General features: G+C 38.0%; 16 protein-coding genes and 1 tRNA gene. 1 reads left to right on the forward strand and 16 read right to left on the reverse strand.

From position 1 onward, the window contains the following. Position 1: 1 nt before the first annotated feature. From recA to HYB91_RS08685, 12 genes are all read right to left on the reverse strand, one after another. Positions 2–1,246, reverse strand: coding sequence for a recombinase RecA (gene recA / locus HYB91_RS08630; protein WP_002677266.1), 1,245 nt, complete (start codon positions 1,244–1,246; stop codon positions 2–4). Positions 1,247–1,488: 242 nt separating this feature from the next. Further along, on the reverse strand, positions 1,489–3,387 hold the full coding sequence (locus tag HYB91_RS08635; protein ID WP_044910017.1) for a bifunctional metallophosphatase/5'-nucleotidase: 1,899 nt from the start codon (positions 3,385–3,387) through the stop codon (positions 1,489–1,491). 115 nt (positions 3,388–3,502) lie between these two features. Further along, positions 3,503–4,615 (reverse strand): YibE/F family protein, encoded by a 1,113-nt coding sequence (locus HYB91_RS08640; RefSeq protein ID WP_002672074.1) that lies wholly within the window; start codon positions 4,613–4,615, stop codon positions 3,503–3,505. 59 nt (positions 4,616–4,674) lie between these two features. After that, positions 4,675–5,682 (reverse strand): NADH:flavin oxidoreductase, encoded by a 1,008-nt coding sequence (locus HYB91_RS08645; RefSeq protein ID WP_002677262.1) that lies wholly within the window; start codon positions 5,680–5,682, stop codon positions 4,675–4,677. A gap of 64 nt (positions 5,683–5,746) precedes the next feature. After that, positions 5,747–7,525, reverse strand: a complete 1,779-nt coding sequence (locus HYB91_RS08650; RefSeq protein ID WP_002677261.1) for a hypothetical protein — start codon at positions 7,523–7,525, stop codon at positions 5,747–5,749. Continuing rightward, positions 7,518–8,453, reverse strand: a complete 936-nt coding sequence (locus HYB91_RS08655) for a hypothetical protein (RefSeq protein WP_002677260.1) — start codon at positions 8,451–8,453, stop codon at positions 7,518–7,520. The genes HYB91_RS08650 and HYB91_RS08655 overlap by 8 nt, the downstream gene beginning before the upstream one ends. A 94-nt stretch (positions 8,454–8,547) precedes the next feature. Next, the gene (locus tag HYB91_RS08660) at positions 8,548–8,940 is read right to left on the reverse strand and encodes a PUR family DNA/RNA-binding protein (RefSeq protein WP_002677258.1); all 393 of its coding nucleotides are present in this window, start codon (positions 8,938–8,940) and stop codon (positions 8,548–8,550) included. A gap of 38 nt (positions 8,941–8,978) precedes the next feature. Continuing rightward, a complete protein-coding gene (locus HYB91_RS08665; protein ID WP_002677256.1) occupies positions 8,979–10,832 on the reverse strand; it encodes a hypothetical protein in 1,854 nt (617 codons plus the stop codon). A gap of 34 nt (positions 10,833–10,866) precedes the next feature. Further along, a complete protein-coding gene (locus HYB91_RS08670; protein ID WP_002677254.1) occupies positions 10,867–11,550 on the reverse strand; it encodes an MgtC/SapB family protein in 684 nt (227 codons plus the stop codon). Positions 11,551–11,589: 39 nt separating this feature from the next. Then, positions 11,590–11,671, reverse strand: a tRNA-Leu gene (locus HYB91_RS08675). A gap of 61 nt (positions 11,672–11,732) precedes the next feature. Then, on the reverse strand, positions 11,733–12,374 hold the full coding sequence (locus HYB91_RS08680; RefSeq protein ID WP_002677252.1) for a hypothetical protein: 642 nt from the start codon (positions 12,372–12,374) through the stop codon (positions 11,733–11,735). A 187-nt stretch (positions 12,375–12,561) separates the two neighbouring features. Further along, complete coding sequence (locus HYB91_RS08685; RefSeq protein ID WP_002677250.1) at positions 12,562–13,416, reverse strand: Rpn family recombination-promoting nuclease/putative transposase; 855 nt, start codon at positions 13,414–13,416, stop codon at positions 12,562–12,564. A gap of 141 nt (positions 13,417–13,557) precedes the next feature. Here HYB91_RS08685 and tyrS point away from each other — a divergent pair, with 141 nt between their 5' ends. Further along, complete coding sequence (gene tyrS / locus HYB91_RS08690) at positions 13,558–14,778, forward strand: tyrosine--tRNA ligase (RefSeq protein ID WP_002677248.1); 1,221 nt, start codon at positions 13,558–13,560, stop codon at positions 14,776–14,778. 67 nt (positions 14,779–14,845) lie between these two features. Here tyrS and HYB91_RS08695 read toward each other — a convergent pair whose 3' ends face one another. Genes HYB91_RS08695 through HYB91_RS08710 form a run of 4 tightly spaced genes read right to left on the reverse strand, consistent with a single transcriptional unit; the run spans position 14,846 to position 18,290 of the window. Continuing rightward, positions 14,846–15,583: a 16S rRNA pseudouridine(516) synthase gene (locus HYB91_RS08695; protein WP_002677245.1), complete on the reverse strand. Its 738-nt coding sequence runs from the start codon at positions 15,581–15,583 to the stop codon at positions 14,846–14,848. Next, positions 15,580–16,506, reverse strand: a complete 927-nt coding sequence (locus HYB91_RS08700) for an alpha-hydroxy-acid oxidizing protein (RefSeq protein WP_002677243.1) — start codon at positions 16,504–16,506, stop codon at positions 15,580–15,582. Before HYB91_RS08700 ends, HYB91_RS08695 begins: the two co-directional genes overlap by 4 nt. Positions 16,507–16,515: 9 nt before the next feature. Continuing rightward, complete coding sequence (locus HYB91_RS08705) at positions 16,516–17,088, reverse strand: hypothetical protein (RefSeq protein ID WP_155116580.1); 573 nt, start codon at positions 17,086–17,088, stop codon at positions 16,516–16,518. Next, a complete protein-coding gene (locus HYB91_RS08710; RefSeq protein ID WP_002677239.1) occupies positions 17,085–18,290 on the reverse strand; it encodes an LIC_12708 family protein in 1,206 nt (401 codons plus the stop codon). The genes HYB91_RS08705 and HYB91_RS08710 overlap by 4 nt, the downstream gene beginning before the upstream one ends. Position 18,291: the final 1 nt, after the last annotated feature.

Genomic DNA, 18,291 nt, shown 5'->3' on the forward strand with positions numbered 1-18,291 from the left:
CTTAAAAAAGACTGTCGTCAGCCGGAAGGCCTACAGTTTCAGTTTTTTTTGTCTTTGAAGCAGCAGATTTTTCTTCGGCAGCATCATCCGCTTCTTCTTTTTTAGCTTTGGAAGCTGCGTCCTTTGAGACTTCTTCTTTTTTAAGAGCTTCTACGGCCTTTTCTTGGGCTTCTTTTTGTTCCTTTGTTTTTTCTACAAAACTTGAAACAAAGGGCCTGCCCGGGAAAAGTTTTTCTCTCAATTCTTTTTCAATCTTCTGAGCTATGTCTATGTTTTCTTCCAAGAATTTTACGGCATTGGGCCTGCCTTGCCCGATTTTATCGTCCCCATAAGAATACCATGAGCCACTCTTGCCTATTATCTCTTGTTTTACGGCAGAATCCAAGAGGCTTCCATATGGACAAACTCCTTTCCCGAAAAGGATTTCCATTTCTACCTTTCTAAAAGGAGGAGCAACCTTGTTTTTTACAACCTTTACGCGTATTTTATTTCCCCATGCTTCATCCTCGTCCTTACCGAGAGTTTCAATTTTCCGCACATCCAATCTGACGGAGGCGTAAAATTTAAGGGCATTTCCTCCCGTTGTTGTTTCGGGGCTTCCGAACATAACGCCTATCTTCATTCGGATTTGGTTGATAAAGATTATCATACAGTTGGACTTGCCTATAATAGCAGTGAGTTTTCTCAAGGCTTGGCTCATCAAGCGGGCCTGTAAACCCATATGAGAGTCTCCCATTTCTCCGGCAATTTCTGCCTGAGGCGTTAGGGCTGCGACCGAGTCAATTACTATTATGTCCACTGCTCCGGAGCGTACAAGGCTTTCTGCTATTTCAAGGGCCTGTTCTCCGGTATCGGGTTGTGAAACCCAAAGCTCATCAATGTTTACTCCCAAGGCTTTTGCATATTGGGGATCCAAGGCATGTTCGGCATCGATAAAGGCGGCTATGCCTCCCTGTTTTTGTGCCTCGGCGACGGCATGAAGAGCTATCGTAGTCTTACCCGAAGATTCGGGGCCGAATATTTCGATAATTCTGCCGCGGGGATAACCGCCGATTCCCAGAGCTTCATCCAAAAGAATGCTTCCCGAAGGAATAATTTCTATGTTTCCGATAGCGGAATTATTCCCCAACTTCATCAAAGAGCCTTGCCCGAATTGTTTTTCGATTTGAAGGCGGGCAGCCTCCAGAGCCTTTAACTTATCATCCGGGTTTCCAACTGCCGGTGTTTCATTTTTTGCTTTTGCCACAATATTCTCCTATAAAAAGTTTTCTTGTTCTACTAATATTGTATAAATAAAAAAGATTCTTTCTCCTTTTTTTAAAAAAAAGTTTTAATTTTTTGACCAAATGCGGCCAATATGAAGAACCGCTAAAGGATTATTTATTATATAGAATTTTTAGGCAAAAAGCAAGAAGCCTTTATTGTTTTGCTACAGAAAAAAAAAGCTCCGGCCGCCCAAAAGACAGCCGGAACTTTAAATTATTTTATTTATTTTAATTCATAGATATTTATTGATTTTACATTCGGGGTTCTTCCATCCTCCGATTTAGGAATCTTTATCTCGCCCGATCTAATCTTGTTTAAGATTTCTTCCTTGCCCTTGACATCGGGATCAAAGCCTATAATCTTCCAGTTATTGTTTGTTACAGGTTTAATAACACCCTTTGAAACTTCCTTAACATATTTTACTATCAAGTCTCTTATACGTCCTGCATCCTGCATTTTCATATAGGAGTCGTAATAAACATCTTTTTCGCTTATAAGACCAAGTTTTGTCAAAGTTCCGAAACGGTAGTTATTTACAGCCAACTTGTACGTCTTTTTCGGATCGATGGGCTTTCCTTTTATCCTTGCATTTTTAATCCTGTTTTCAGGTGCTTGAGAGATATCAATATCATAGGTCAAACCCTCAAACATATCGTAATTATAGCTTCGGATCTTAGGATCAAAAGAAATTGTTACATCACCTTTTTTGGTAGTATTATAATAGGAAGCTGACCATTCCATATATTTTAAAAGGTTCTCACCGGTTATATTTACTCCCATCAAGGTATTTGCATACTTATAAATAAAGGCTACATCTTTTTTCTTAAAAAGACCGGCCTTTAAATTCATATCCGAACGGAAGGCCGCAGCAGACGATACATCGGCCTTGGTATAATACAGCTGAACGGTATTTATAAGGTCTATTAGGGCAGTATCCTCCAACTGTATTGTAGGCATTGTAGTAACCTTATCCTCGCCCGTAATATAATCGACACGCTTTATAAAATCCTCGGTTATATTCCCTATTACGGTATTTGCATCGCTTAAAGAAGTTTGATGAACAAATTTGAATTCTTCTTCCATCGGTTTATTAGGCAGAACATTTTTTGTTTCTCGGTTCTCAGCCTTTACCGAAACGACCTTCCACTTGTCCTTTTCTTTTTTAACTTTTATCTCTCCGACAGCCAAGGCCCAACCATAGGCACCGGGCTCTATTATCCATGTCTTATCTCCGTCCGCGCCGTCAACTATACTTGCATACCTTGCATGTTCATGGCCTCCGAAAATTATATCGAATTCGGGGATTTGTTTGGCAATTTCGATAACTCCGCCTGTAGAACCGTATTCGGCATTTCGGCCTAAGTGAAAGGCGCCTACCAAAACATCATATTGACCTTTTAAAGAATCAACGGTACGGCGGGCAGCATCCAAGGGCTCTTCAAAGGTTAGCCCTTTGAAGTGAGAGGGAGAAGAAGATTCCCACATCGGAATATGGGGCGGAATAAGACCTACAACAGCGACCCTAACCCCTTCAACTTCCAATAACTGGTAAGGCAAAACAAAAAAGCTCTTATCCTTTTCATTCCTGATATTTGCGCTCAAAACTGCCCCATTAAAATTGCGGATATTACGTGTAAGAAATTCTTTTTCAAAATTGAATTCGTGATTACCTAAAACCCAAATATCATAGTTCATGTAGTTCAGAGCCTGAATCATTGGGTGGGTTTCCAAATCGTTAAAAAGCTCGGCATTGTTATCCTGAACGGTATCGCCTACATCAATGAGAACAGTGTTTGGATTTTCCTTTCTTAGCTCTTGAGCCAAGGTAAATGTTTTTGAAAAACCCGCACCCGGTACCTCTTCGCAAACGGCATATTCAAAAGGATAAAGTCTGCCGTGAACATCTCCGGTTACACCGAAGGTCAAGGTTACATTGTCCTTTCCCGCTTCACCCTTTCTAATTACTGCATGAGTTAACTTAACCTCATCCGACTGCTTGCCTGTTGCAAGCATTTCCCTCTTTGACCTTATACCGCTTTCTTTTACACGGGTCTCCAAACACGATGTAAAAGAAAAAATAACAAAGACGGAAATCAAAATAAACGTCAATCGTTTTTTCATAGGTTCTCCTCCCATAAAAACTTTTTTCGAGAAGTCTTGCCTTTGCAAAACTACATACAACCACGATAAACAGTTGGGATAAATTTCTACCGAACTGTTTATCATACCTCCCTGCTTATTTACGCGGAAGCATTGCCGCAAAAAATGCCGTACACGGAACAGATGTTATTATGCCCATGCTGCCGGCAAGCCCTTGTACAATATGTATTACAATTTTTGGTATATTTATAAATTGCCTTAAACTCATGCCATATCCCCAGATCATCATTATCAGGGGTAGAGATGTTCCTGCAAAGGCCAGAATAAGAGTATTACTCATAGTTCCGGTTATATCCTTTCCTACATTTAGGCCTGATTTAAATAATTTCTTTTTTTCGATTGTAGGATCTATTGTTAATATTTCGTGCATTGAAGAGGAGACGGACATACTTACATCCATTACAGCCCCAAGAGAAGCAATTAAAATAGAAATAAAAAGAAGCCCGTTTAATTTTAGATTATAATCAGGGGCAATATTCAAAAGCTGTTCTCCTCCTTCCATATTCACACCTGAAAGATTTGCCGTATAGGAAACTATTATCGAAATAAGCCCTGCTATACTTATTCCGCAAATGGTACCGAGTATTGCCGCATAGGTCTTACGGGAAAAACCGCTTACCAAAATAAAACTTACGAAAGTAACTACCGAAACAAGTAAAATGGAAATAGGAATAGGTGCAAAGCCCGCAAATAAAGCAGGAACTAAAAGGCTCACAATAACGGTACATGTAAAAACCAAACCCAGTAAAGACTTAAGCCCCTGCCTTTTGCCGAGAAAAATTAAAGAAAGAGCAAAGAGCAAGACTAAGATATAAATATGGGTATCCCGTTTTTGATTGTACAACCAAATACTTTCTTTTCCGTCTTGAACCCTGATTGTAAAGACAGCCTTTAAATCCTTATAGGCCCTTGTATTATGCAGAGCACTTAAAGTATTATATGTCTCATAAACATTATTTTTTTTACTGCCATCCAAAATTTTCACTGAAATTTTTTGTATTCCTCGATAACGTCCGGTAACTATGGGATCCTCAGTAAGATCTTCTTCTAGGACATCTTGAACCACTCCTACAGCAAACTCTTGACTAAACATAGGCCTTTGCCCTAAGCTGTCCCGAATTTGAGGCATAAATATAAATAAAAGGATAGTAATTAAAAATATAATTACCGCAAAGATTTTATCACGCATACTCCGATAAAATTATACTATGGGTATGTGCATCTGTCAATGATTAATAATTTATTTATTTAGCTTTCCAATTTTTGTTTTGCCTTTTTAGGCCAGTCGGAATCATTTAGAAGAGCCCGTCCTACACCGATTAGATCGGCTTTTTCTTCCTGTAGAATTTTTTCGGCAGCTTCGGGGCTTACAATTCCTCCGGTGAGAATTACAGGCGCTCCTACTTTTTCTTTTACGGCTTGAGTTATACGGCTAAACCATCCTTCTTCTTCAAGTTCGGGATTAGTATATCCGCAAAAACCTCCCGAAATATCAAGTAAGTCAACTCCGGCTTTTTTAAAAAGAAGGCAAGCCTCTACTGAATCTTCAAGAGAACTTCCTCCGGAAATATAATCACAGGCCCCCAAACGGACTGCAATTAAAAAATCGGGGCCGGTTATTTTACGAATGGCCTCTATAATTTCTATATGAAGTTTTGTTCTGCCTTCAATGGAAGATCCGTTATATTTGTCTGTGCGTTTATTCATAATAGGTGAAAAAAACTGGTTCAATAAATAGCCGTGGGCAGAATGTATTTCCACGCCGTCAAGGCCGGCTTCCTTCGCACGCCTTGCGGCCTGAACAAAATCGTTTATAACCTTATTTATATCATCCTGCGTCATCGCACGAGGCAGTTCATAATCAGGAGCTTTACGCGGAATCATAACGGAACTTGAACTTAACACATCATATCCTGTTATTTTATGTCTTGCAGCAGCTCCTGCATGGGAAATCTGGGCTATTACCTTCGCTCCGTTTTTATGCAAAACGGAAGCCAGTTTTTTAAAACCTTCTATTGTAGAATCATCTGAAATAGAAAGCTGACCGGCACTGGCCTTTCCTTGGGGACTTACATAAGAGTGTTCTATTATTACAAGCCCGATATAAGAACCTTTCGTTTTTTCATCATAATAATCGCAAAGGGCTTGGCTCACAATTCCGCCGGCATCAGCCTTTTCGGAAGCCATAGGAGGCATTACCAATTTTGTGTTAAGCTCTATATTTTTAATTTTAAAACTAGAAAACAATAAAGACATTTTAAAGCCTCCCTAAAATTATATTCGGTATTCTATCATAGTTTTGAAAGAATTGTAAGGCCTTTTACTCCGAACGCTGATATACAAGCGTAATAATCAGAAAAATAAGGGCTATGATAGGCAAACCAAAAACTATAAGAGATACATACCGCGGTGTCAAACAAACAAAAAAGGCAATTTGAAGTTTGAAGATATATCTAAGAGTTTCCATCAAGATGTAAGATAAAAACGGACAAAGGGGTGAAAATAAAAATAAGCGTTTATTTAACCGCCTACCCGGCGAAACTCTAAACCGCCAAGCCAATATAAGCACAAGTAAAGAAACTATCAATAATAAAAGGGGTTCAGTCAAGCGGTATAGCACCTCGCTCAAATAGGCTTCTTTTTTTAAACCGTACTTTTCAGCTATCAAACTAAAATAGTACAAATCCGATATCTTCATAGCCGAGGGTCCGCTTATAGACTTTTCAATTAAAATAAAATCGGTCATGGTCATGGGGAGCAAAATATTATGAGCATTTTCCCTTGGGATTTCTCCGGACAAAACCTTGGGATAAACGGTATTTTCTTCAGAATATCTATCAACCGAACAAATCTGAAGCATTAACCTGTTTTTTCCTTCATCGTCTACAACTTCTATAAGTTTTGCATAAGGAATAATTATAGACCATTTTTCGGCATTGGATATTCCTAAACGTGTATATAAAACATTCATAAGATATATTTCATTACGTAAAGTGGAGCTTCCATGAGAGATTCCGTGTATTTTTATTACGGCACACTCATGGCTATGCTCTCCGACAGTAAAACTTATGTCCCCCCTCATTATAAAGTTGGGAATATTTTTAAGCTCGTCGGTAAAAAAGACATTTTTTTCAAGCTCAACCCTAGATAGATTTAAAAACCGTTCAACCTCAGGATCTTTTTTATCGGGATTTGAAGCCCGCATAGATGAATCAATTTGCAAAAAGGAATAATAAGCCTTTATATAATCTCCTCTCTGTAAAGTTTCATAGGCAGCCTTTTTACTTTTATATAAGGCAATGGAGGGAGCATCTTTATATGAAGCCAAACCTTTTTCTACCTCGGCCCAAGCCCGCACCGCAAGATTTTCGGCATCAATTTTTAAAGGATTGCCATCCTGAAAAGTTTGCATAGCGAGTTTTGCATAATAGTGAGCCGTATAAAAATCAAATGCAAGAGCAGCCATTTCCGCTCTTTTTAAGGCCGCCTCGGCAGTCATGCTTATATTATCTTCCTCTGAAATATTTTTCCTTAAAACGGAATCGGTCTTATCAAGAGAAAGTTTTTCTCCGGCAATCTTAATCATCTCGTTTAGTTTCATGGCATCTTCCGACTGAGGCCATATGCTTAAAGCCCTATCGATATGATCTCCGGCTTGGCTATAATCATTCCTGTCATAGGCTTCTTTTGCAAGTTTAGTATATTCTTTATGTGTAAGAGCTTGATAAACGGATCGCGATTGGTATTCCATTAAAATAGGCTTAACGGCCTCGGCCAAAACCACATAGAAAGATAAAACAGCAAGAGAAAAAATAAAAAAATGCTGAATAAAGCGAATCATAGCGGATGACCGCCTCTGCATTTTTGCCGGTCCGAATTTCCCGAAAATAATAGGATAAGCAAAGATTAATGCAGACGTATAGATAAAGGGAAAATAAAAAATAAACAATAATATCGATTCACGAATCTTCCATGAGAATAAAGATACCGGCAGAACGGTTTCTTTTATAGGCATAAAAAAAACATAAGCAAAGGAAGCAATCAGACCAAGTAAAAAATGAACAAAAAGGTAAGGGAAAAATTTTGAAATTTTATGCATCAATATCCGCCTCGCTAAAGTCTCCTAAATTATCGGGAATAAATGTCTCAAATTCTTCTTTTATTTTTTCGCCTTTTTTAGGCTTAACGGGTTTCGGCATTTTAATTTTAGGAGCCTTAGACTTCTTTACTTTAGGGGCCTTTATTTTTTGTTTTTTAATCTTTTGTTTTTTAGGCATTTTTTTTGCACGCCTTACAAGCAGCAACATCATTGTATAAATATAGATTAATAATGCTGCAAGACAAAACAAAATAGGCCTTATCCAAAACTTCGGAATTGCAAAAGTAAGCACATCCTCTATGCTCAGGATAAAGTCATCAGTCCGTATATAACTATAAGCATAAAGTATTAAGATTAATAAAAGCGGTAAAAAAGTAAAATTGACTATCTTCCATTCCGTTATTGTTGTAAATACCCAAAGTGAAAATATAAGCAAAAAAATCGAGCCCGAAAAAATAAGATAGGATGTGTAAGAAGCTTTATACTGTTCATATATATCATGAACAAAGGGGCGGACTATGCTGCCTGCTGCCTGTACAAAGACAGGCCGTTCTATAAAAGTTTCCAGGTGCTTATCATCAATTGATACCTTTTCTTTTGAGTTAAAAGCCTGATTGATTTTTTCTCCCTGAGAGTATACAAGCGGAATAATTAAAGCAAAAAATAAAGCAAATGTTATAATCAAGGCTAAAAAAGAAAGGCCCCGCTTTTCGGAATGCCTCATCATAAAAACATAGACTGCGAATATCGAAATAATACAGGCTATGGGAAGTATCAGATAAAGGCAATGTAAAAAGGAAGAGAAAAATATGCCCGATACATCTCCATACATCAGCGACTGCCAAATTCCAACCGGTATAGAAAATGCTAAAACAGCCAAGACAAAATTTAAGATAAACACTAAAGGTACAAGCAGCCAATTTTTCATATAATGTTTATTTTATCATAAAACAGGCGATATAACAAGATACAAGTAACTCAAATATAAAATTACAGACCAACTTTCTGTCAGCTTAACAGCCTCAGCGGGGCTTCTTTTTTATTATTTTTTTTACCCTTGATTTTTCCCCGTCTTTCTTTTCAGCACTTTGGCCTTTGGAAGCACGAGGCTTTGCAGGCTTATCGCTTTTTTCGGCAGCTTTTTTTGCATCGCTAACCTTCTTCGCCTTAGCCTTTGCTTTTTCCTTTCTGTTTTTTTCGATAAATTCTATACATTTATCCAGCCCCTGCAAAAAAGGCCTCATTTCATCTTCAAATACGACAACGGCATGGCGGTCAAAGCCAAGCCCCTCGGAAACCTTGCTTTCGACAACCTGTAAAAAAACGTCGCCCTTTGTATTTTCTTTAACATTAAAAAAATAAGTCCGGTTTTCCGCCGAAACCTGAGTTGTAAAAAGTTCACCTCTAATTCCCATAATTTTCTCCAATAAAAACAATAATAATTCTTTTTAAACTATGCGCCTAAATCGGCACGCCTTACCATCTCACCCTGCCATTCAACCAAGTATTTTTCATCTTCAAGCGACAAACCTTTTATATCGGCCATTATTCTGAATATGGGTTCCGTTCCAGAACCCCTCATCCAGATAAAACCTAAAGGCTCATCTTTTGAATTATAAAATTGAATCTTAAGGCCGCCCTTACCCGAAACGGAAAAGTCTTTAAGGTCTTCAGTCTGCTTTGTTCCGTTATTTGAAAAACTGCGGAATCTTACAATACCGAATCTGCTTTTAAGTTCATCTTTCTTTTTAGCCCATTCTTCTTCAAATATCTTTTGGTACCTGCCCTTTAGAACGGAATGATCCTCAGTACGGATTTTTAAAATAGCTCTTTTTTCTCCGGTGGGAGTTGTTGTATATTGCGGCAAGGTTTTTAAAATATCGGTCAAGGTAAAATCGGGTTTATATTTATCCATTTGTTTTGACTTTTCGCACCAAATATGGAAAAGCCCTTTTTTTATAAACTCCGTTTTTATTAAAAGGAGCTTTAAAATTGCAAAAATAGTATTTATCGGATCCCTTACCTTTGCAGGGTGAGTAATGTTTCCTCCGTTTGAACCCTCTCCTAAAATTCTAACATCATAATTTTTTCCCTGCAATTCGGCGGCTAGATTAACCACATTAGCCTCGCCTACTTCAGCTCTAAAAATCTCGGCACCAAAACAGGCTGCAGCTTCTTCAATCCGCAAGGATGTAGGACCGTTTACAACAATAGCGGGCTTTTTATTACCTCGCTTACAATAGAAAGAATAAGCCGTCTCTGCAATCACCGAAAGAGCAAATACTTCTTGAGCTTCAAGAGGAACAGCCTTATTAAGCTCCTCATTCCAATAGATAATATTTCCTCTGTCGCCGTCACAATCAGGCATATAACCTAAAAAGCAGTTTTTATCCAACGGGCTTGCATCCGGATCCAAGTGAAGATGTTCCATTTTTTTTGCACAAAAATCCAGATTAGCTCCTTCAGGCAATATCCCGTGTACGATATTTCCGGGTACTTCGTCTATACCGATTAATGCTATTTCATTGTCCGTAAAAAACTGTCTGTCAATGGATGCAGCTCTTGCACTTCCGTTAAAATCGGCAACTATAGAAATAGGATGACCTTCTTTTTTTGCAGCATTAACTGCCTGTTTTATTTTATCAAAAAATTTATTTTGTGTTTTAGGGTCAGCCGAATTTGTAATTACAGCCTTAGAATAATTATAATAAGCATCCAAGGCTTCTTTTTTTACATAGACTGTCTGCTTTCTTATATCTTGCATTTTTTTTAAATTATAATCATGCAGGAATTTTAAAGCAGTATCTTCGGCATCATCGGCTTTAAGCCTCTCTTTAAACATGTTGATTAAGGTTTTAGCTTGATCTCCGTCAAGAACGCCCCCTGAGTCCAAGCCGAATTTAAGACCGTTATGTCCTATCGGGTTATGACTGGCGGAAATATAAGCAAAGGCCGCACCTATCGATCTTGCATAAGCCATGATTTCGGGAGCAGCCGTACAACCTACAACCTTTAAATCATAAGAAGTTGAAATAAGAGTTTTTATAAACACTTCTTCGATAGCAACGCCTGTAGGCCGGCTGTCCCTACCGATTACTATCGTCTTTATTTTAGGAAAATTTGTCTTTAAAAATTCAGCGAAGGCCATGGCCGCATGGCACAATAATATGGAATCTTCATATTTTATATCAGGATTTATATCTTCCTCTTTGCCAGAGTCGGCAAAAACCTTCCTCCATCCTGAGGCGGATAATATCATTTTGGATAATTCAGCATTTATACTTATGCTGTTGTTTGTGTCTTTCAATTAACAATACCTCTTGTTTTACCCTAAGAATTTTTTAAGTTATTTTTTCTCGCAGTACTATTGTATCTACTTCTTCTATTTTTTGAAAGTCTTCGGTCATCTTGGAAATATCCAGCCTCTTAGGAACATTTATAAAAAGAACGACCTTAGAATGTTCCTTGGACGATTTTGACGAGCGGACATTTGTAGATACAATGGATGCAGAGTAATCCGATAAAACATTTATTATCTCCGTCATTGGAGGTTTATTTCCGTGAAAATATATTTCTAAAAATTTATTTTGTCTTACAGGGAAAATTTTAAGCTCAAGCCTGTTTACAAGTGAAAGAGTCACTAAAGAAATAACGGTCATCACTATTCCGGCCGTATATAGTCCGCTTCCTATAGCCAAGCCTATTCCGGCAATTACCCATATTGAAGCCGCTGTTGTGAGCCCCTTTACATTGGCCCCTATCTTCAAAATAGCTCCGGCACCTAAAAAACCCATGCCCGAAACAACCTGAGCGGCGATCCTGGCCGTATCGCCCTTACCGCTCATTTGAGGAAGCCATATGGATATCAGCATCATCCCGCATGCTCCCACACAAATTAAGATATGAGTGCGTAAGCCCGCTACCTGCCTTTTACCGGAACGCTCCATACCTATACAACAACCTGCTAAAAAGCTTAAAAGTAAACGAATAATAATTATTTTGTCTGTTAAAGCTCCGGCATCCATAAAAAATCCTTATGACGGTCATTGTAGGTTTTGAAGTTTTGCCCTGAGGGGGACTTGAACCCCCATGCCGTTAAGCACTAGTACCTGAAACTAGCGTGTCTACCAATTCCACCATCGGGGCAAACGAAGGTTTATTATAGCAAAAAAGGCGGAGAGTGTCAATTATATTGAATTTAATAATTTTAAGGTCTAATTTTTTTCTTTTGTTTCAGCTTTCGGACATACTCTTTTTCTCCCTCATTTAAAGCTTCAAATGAATCATAAGCTCGCCCGTCTTTTGCGTATGGAATTACTGCAACTACATAATTACCGGCAAGGGGTTTATGTTTTATAAGGGGGCCTGAAAGTTTTATCATATGCAAAGGAAGAGTTCTATTCCATATAGCGACAGATTCATCATAATTCAGTTTTACCGTTTCACTATCTTCAAAATCAAGCTCAAAACATACATCAACTATTGCATTATTAGCAAGTTTACCCATATACCTTGTATGCAATTTATAGTTATTGTCAGATACTTTTATAATTTTCAATACTTTATATCTATCCCACATTTCCTGTACATATAAAGATTCATTATCATAAACATCAATTTGAATAAGAGTTCTAAATGTATCTGTAATACCCGGACCCCAAGAAAATTCGGTCTCGACCCAAAATAGAAATCCTTTTCGGTCTTTTTCCATATATGTACCAAGAATATTTTCAATATCATGCTCTGAAACATTGTAATTATTTGCATATTTTATATATGGCAATTTTTCGCAATATACTTCAAAAACAATAAGACATATAAATACAAAATATAAAATATTTTTTTTCATTTTATCACACCAATAATTATTCTTTTTGGCTTAAACTTCCGTCCGAGAAAGGTAATTAAACCCAGCGAATAAAGGTTAAGTTTTGGTTCTAATATTTTTCTAATACATCATTAAACTGTGGAAAGACAATCCGACAGAACAGCTTTGCCTTGAAGCTGCATTGGTTGTAGTCCATTCCCAAAATTTATTATAGTTTCTCTATCTCTTCTTTGCTAAGACCGGTCATTTGTATGATAAAGTCAACTTCACAATTTGCTTTTTTCATAAGATTTGCCGTTTCGAGAGCTTTTTGGTGAGCACCTTTATCAATACCTTGGCGATAACCTTCACTTATACATGATGCTCTATCGTGTTCATATTTCATACGGGAATCATAAAGCCATTTATCTCTAGGACTCATTTCCATTACAGAAATAGCGGTATTTGCTTTTGCCATCATCGGCGATTCTTGTGCCAGCATATTATGCACCTCCCTGTCATCAGTTTCGATAAATTTCAGCCAGTTTAATAAGCGTTTAGTTTTATTATTTTTATATTGACCTTCCTTTAAGAGCCTTGCCTTTTCAAGGTTCAATATATGAATCTCAAGTTTTGAAACTAAAGGCTCTTTTGTGTCTTGTTCTAAAACAAGATATTTGTTGTGCAAACGCTTATTTTTATTAAAGCCTTTTCCTATCAAATTTATTGTAATACACTTTGGCAGTTTTGTATAGTCTTGACCTTGTTTTATGTTTTCATTGTACATCTTAGACCAATAATATAAGGTTCTTTCAGGAAAATCAAAATGCCAGTTGTTTTGAATTTCAATATCGACAAAGGTTCCGTCGTTTAGTCTTAACTTGATATCCAAAATACCTAGCTTTTCACTTAAAAGCTCTTTCTGAAACTCCTTATCCAAAAGTTCCAAGCCCGCGATTGTTTCAGGCGGAATGTCTAGGATACATTCCAGCAAGTCCTGTAGAACATCTTTGTTTTCCTCTACTCCGAAGACTCGTTTAAAAGCATAGTCATTGCGGAGGGTTATTTTAAATAGTTTTTCCATAGCAAACTCCATGACAAATTATTTATAAAGAGAAATTTTCCCCCTTTCATAATTATTATAGAAATTGTTTGCAATAAATAGCAAAATTTTAATCCTAATAAATCTGTTGACCTAAGCTAAAAATTATTGTATAGTCAAAACATGAACAAAGCATTAAAAATATTACAGGAGAGGGGCTTTATTCAGCAATGTACCGATTTGAAAGCCCTTTCCGATAGAATGGACAAGGGGCAAATCGCCTTTTACACAGGAACCGACCCGACAGGGCCCAGCTTGCACATAGGGCACATGGTTCCGATTTTTGCCCTAAAGCATTTATGCCGTGAGGGGCACAAGGGTGTCGTTTTAGTCGGCGGAGGTACTTCGCGAATAGGAGACCCGTCGGGCAAAACAGAAATGCGTAAGATGCTTTCTTATGATGAACTCGATAAAAATGCAGTCTCAATTCAAAACCAGATTGAAAAATTTTTAGCGGAAGATATTAAGAATGTCCGCTTTGTCAACAACAAGGATTGGCTTGCCGATTTAAATTACATCGATTTTTTACGCGATATAGGTTCTCACTTTTCGGTCAACAAAATGCTCAGCTTTGAAGCCTACAAAAAAAGAATGGAAACGGGGCTTTCCTTTTTGGAATTCAATTATCAGCTTTTGCAAAGCTACGACTTTTTAATGCTCAATCAAAACTACAATGTCGAACTACAAATAGGCGGTGATGACCAGTGGGGAAACATGGTTGCAGGGAGCGACCTTATCCGCAGAAAGGGAGGAGGTGAAGTTTTTGCCCTCACCTTCCCTCTGGTTACAAGAGCCGACGGTCAAAAAATGGGAAAGAGCGAAAAGGGTGCTCTGTTCTTGGATCCGACCCTTGTTTCTCCCTACGATTTTTTCCAATATTGGAGAAACACAGCCGATGCCGATGTCGAAAAGTTTATGCTGCTTTTTACATTCCTCTCTATAGAAGAAATAAAAGCTGCTTGTGCAGGAGACATAAACAAGGCTAAAGAAAGATTAGCCTTTGAAGTTACAGCCCTTATTCACGGAAAAGAAGAAGCGGAAAAAGCCTTGGAAGGAGCAAGGGCGGCTTTTTCGGGCGGAGGAAATAAGGATGCCATGCCCACGGCAAATTTGAGTCTTTCAAAATTAAATGAGGGCATCGGTATTATTGACCTCTTTGCCGAAGCAGGACTTGCCTCCACCAAAAGCGATGCCCGCCGTCTTGTCGAGCAGGGAGGAGCCTTTATAAACGAAGAAAAAATTTCGGACATCAAGGCTATAATCGGAAAAGAAAAACTCGACAAGGACAACGAGATGATTTTGCGTGCCGGTAAAAAACGCTTTATGAGGATAATTTTCAGCTAAAAGGATTACTCTCTAAAAACCGATGTTTTTAGAGACTCTATAAAATCCGATGCTTTTAGCGAGGCTCTCAATAATTTCTGAGCGAATCTATCTCTTCGGCGGAAAGCTCGCGGTATTCTCCGGTCTTCAAGGTCTCATCTAAGACTATTGAACCGACTGCAATACGGCGCAGGTAACAAAGTTCGTTCCCTGCGCTTAAGCACATTTTTTTAACTTGATGGAATTTTCCTTCGGTTATGTGCATTAAAAATCCGCTTCTAAAAGAACCGGTTTTGTTTTCACATTTTTCGAATTTTGCAGGAAGACACTTATAACCATTTTTTAACACAATTCCTTTTTCAAACTCTTCACAGTAATTTTTAAACTCTTCATCGGAGGGCTCTCGGCTTAATTCCAGATAATAAGTCTTTACCGTTCCCGACTTAGGCGAGGTAATCTTGTGGGTAATCTCGCCGTCATCGGTAATAATCAAAAGGCCTTCGGTGTCTATATCCAGCCGGCCGATAGGGAACAGCGCCATCCTGTCAAAGGGAGCTTTTATATAATCCATTACGGTTTTGTGTACGGGATCACTTGTCGAAGTTACACAGCCTTGAGGCTTATTAAACATAAGATAAACATTTGTCCTCAACACAAGAGGCTCCCCGTCTATAGTTATTTTATTTAGGTCAGTGTCTAAAATAAAGGAAGGCGAAACAATACGCACCCCGTCGACGCAGCAGTTTTTTTTGCGTATCATTTTTTTTACATCACTTCGGGAGCCTAGGCCGCTAAGGGCCAATATTCTATCCAAACGGGTTTTCAAGGTTTTTCAAAGCTCCTTAAAGGGCCGCTCCCTAAGGAGCCGCAAGCTTCTTTATTTAAATCTTTACCTAAAATAGAATCGATAAAATTTTTTATTCCATTCTCCTTGTCTCTAAGGAGGGCGGTAATACAGGGGCGGCCTATTAAAACTTCTTCAACGCCTAAAGAAGAAGCAGCTATAAAATCTTCTCTTTTACGTAAGCCGCCGTCAGCCCAAACCTCGCCTGAATATTTTTTTATCTCTTTTAAATGAGAGTGAACAAATGAGGCAACGCTCCCCCTATCGGTTTCGATACGGCCGCCGTGATTTGAAATGATGGCAATGTCGGGTTTTAGCTCCTTCACAACTTCAATATCATAGGAGGTAAAAATACCCTTAACGGCAAATGGGAGCTTGGCATATTTTTTTAAAGCAGCCAAATCTTTTGCGCTCTTTTTTTCAAGGTGAACAAGATTCCGCATAGTTACAATATTATAAGCATCCGTATCTACCCCGATAATTTCCGCCGACTCCAGTGAGGCCTCAATTCTTTCAAAAAGCTTCATCTGCGGATATGGTTTTAAAAAGACCGCTCCCTTTTTTTTAACATCCCTTAAGGCTTCGATCCCTGAAAAAAGTTTTAAGTCGGGATAGCCGTCCCCTATGCTTAAAGCCAGGCCGGCCTTAACCGATGCCCTTATAAGGTCAAAATAAAACTGCCTTTCGTCCTCATAGCCGACATTTTCTACGGCTCCCGTCATAGGAGTAAGGCGGAGCCTCGGCAGAGGATAGGAATCAGATGTATAATAATTTTTCCACTCGGCACAGTTTAAAATAAAATTAGCACTTTCAAAGACACCTCCCATTCCGGGAAGCTCTCCTATGCAGGCTTTTCCGTTACATTCCTTACATAATCGGCACTTATATTTTTTGTTCACACTCATTTTATTTTCTCATTTTATTTTTGACGATAAAACCAAAAGTTTTTCTTTAATATAAATTTCGGCTTGAACCTTTTTTGCATTGCCCGATTCATTTTGAGAAGAAAACCTAAGCTCTCCTCCCGTATAAATACCGGTCTGCAGCGAAGACGATAATTTGTTTCCCTTATCATCTAAAAAAATAAAGTTTACTCTTACCAGGGCTCCGTCTTTTTCTTCACTCTCTTTTAAACTTTCTAAAAATTTAGTATTTTCACTCAAACGCAAATTTGCCAAGGCCCTATCTTGGTAAATAAAGGACTTTAGCTCAGTTTTTATTCCATAAATACGGCCGCTATTTCTGTCGGAACGGGTAATAAAAAAGGCTATGTTAATACTTACAAGAACAACTATAACAAAAAACACCGACCTTAAGCCCCGGTTTTCGGTTACACTTTTTATAAAACTTCTTTTTCTTACAAAATCAGGATCGTGTAATTGTCTTACCTTTTCTGAGGCATTTTTAATTCTTTCTTCCCTATTATAGCGGGTAAAAACTTCACGCGGAGAAGAATCCCTTGTTTCAAATAAATCATCACTCATTATTTATCCCCGATAATTTTATCGGCACGCCACCATACAATTAAGGCCTTGTCTTCTCGGGCAAGAATGGCCGAAATAATTCCCTTAGAGGAAACATGGAAAGTATTATAAAATGTTTCATCGTTTGAAACAATCAAATCTTTTTTATATTTTTTTTGAGATTTTAAATTCATCATTTGAAGTGCATAGCCTTTAGTGGTAGGAGTCAACAAGTAACACCAATTACTTTCCGTAATGCCCATCATTTCATAAACCTTTTTAAAAGTAAAAGTTTCGGTTCCCGATGTTTCAATTTCCTCATAAGCATCTATATCCATTTTTTTATCATACTTACCTGTTTTAATATTTAAAAAATACAAACAGCTTTTATCGTAACTTACCCCAAGGTTTGCCCTAGTCGCGGCATCCTTTTCTTCAACATAGTAATCAATTTTAATGTATAAATAAAGATCATTAAAGTCGGGAATTATCTTATCTATCGAAGAAAATATTTTATTGGAACCTTCATAAGGGCCGGGTACTGCATTAAAAAAGATGGGTATCTTATACAGCAAGTCACCCTTGCTGTTATACCAATAAATTTTTAAACTCGTCTGTGTTCGGCAAACAACTATTATATCGTTTGAAGAATTCGTATGGATACCTTCAATAGACGGAAAAGGCGTTCCGCCAAAACCTTCCTGTCCCAGATAATCTATAAAAGTTCCGTTTTCGTCGAAATGCAGGATTATATCCCTTAAGGCTAAATTTTCCTCATGATCGTACTCGATTCTTTCATCCAAAACGGAATCTACAACAAAGAGATGCTTGGAAGAGTTTACGGTTAAAAGAGCAGGATGATTAAAGGGATATTTTATGGCTCCTCTTGTAGTTGCCTTAACATCCTGAGAATCGTTTTGCATAAAGGAAGGTTCCATGTTTGACTCGGGGTTATAAAAAAAGGTAAGTAAGTCCCCGAATGACGAAAGCTTTAAAATTTTTTGTCCGCCCGAATTAACTATGTAAAATATACCTTCTTTCATCAAAATCTGTGTATCAGGACGTGAATAAGTACTGTTTAAATTAAAAAGATTGAGCTCATTTTCAAAAAGCCCGTAATTAAGGCTGAACTTTTCTTCTCTCTCAAGCTCTAAAGACGTTTCGCGTCTACAGCCGAATAAAAGGCCGACAAAAACCACAAGCAATATTTTTTTTATATTTTTCATC

The organism is Treponema sp. B152 (assembly GCF_024181665.1).
GTDB lineage: Bacteria > Spirochaetota > Spirochaetia > Treponematales > Treponemataceae > Treponema_B > Treponema_B denticola.

Bases quoted from the DNA above. Each gene is read 5' to 3' on its own strand.
- HYB91_RS08640 (WP_002672074.1), bottom strand. From the start codon at position 4,615: ATGCGTGATAAAATCTTTGCGGTAATTATATTTTTAATTACTATCCTT.
- HYB91_RS08645 (WP_002677262.1), bottom strand. From the start codon at position 5,682: ATGTCTTTATTGTTTTCTAGTTTTAAAATTAAAAATATAGAGCTTAAC.
- HYB91_RS08700 (WP_002677243.1), bottom strand. From the start codon at position 16,506: ATGAGTGTGAACAAAAAATATAAGTGCCGATTATGTAAGGAATGTAAC.
- HYB91_RS08710 (WP_002677239.1), bottom strand. From the start codon at position 18,290: ATGAAAAATATAAAAAAAATATTGCTTGTGGTTTTTGTCGGCCTTTTA.
- HYB91_RS08670 (WP_002677254.1), bottom strand. From the start codon at position 11,550: ATGGATGCCGGAGCTTTAACAGACAAAATAATTATTATTCGTTTACTT.
- HYB91_RS08635 (WP_044910017.1), bottom strand. From the start codon at position 3,387: ATGAAAAAACGATTGACGTTTATTTTGATTTCCGTCTTTGTTATTTTT.
- HYB91_RS08685 (WP_002677250.1), bottom strand. From the start codon at position 13,416: ATGGAAAAACTATTTAAAATAACCCTCCGCAATGACTATGCTTTTAAA.
- tyrS (WP_002677248.1), top strand. From the start codon at position 13,558: ATGAACAAAGCATTAAAAATATTACAGGAGAGGGGCTTTATTCAGCAA.
- HYB91_RS08680 (WP_002677252.1), bottom strand. From the start codon at position 12,374: ATGAAAAAAAATATTTTATATTTTGTATTTATATGTCTTATTGTTTTT.
- HYB91_RS08655 (WP_002677260.1), bottom strand. From the start codon at position 8,453: ATGAAAAATTGGCTGCTTGTACCTTTAGTGTTTATCTTAAATTTTGTC.
- HYB91_RS08650 (WP_002677261.1), bottom strand. From the start codon at position 7,525: ATGCATAAAATTTCAAAATTTTTCCCTTACCTTTTTGTTCATTTTTTA.
- HYB91_RS08660 (WP_002677258.1), bottom strand. From the start codon at position 8,940: ATGGGAATTAGAGGTGAACTTTTTACAACTCAGGTTTCGGCGGAAAAC.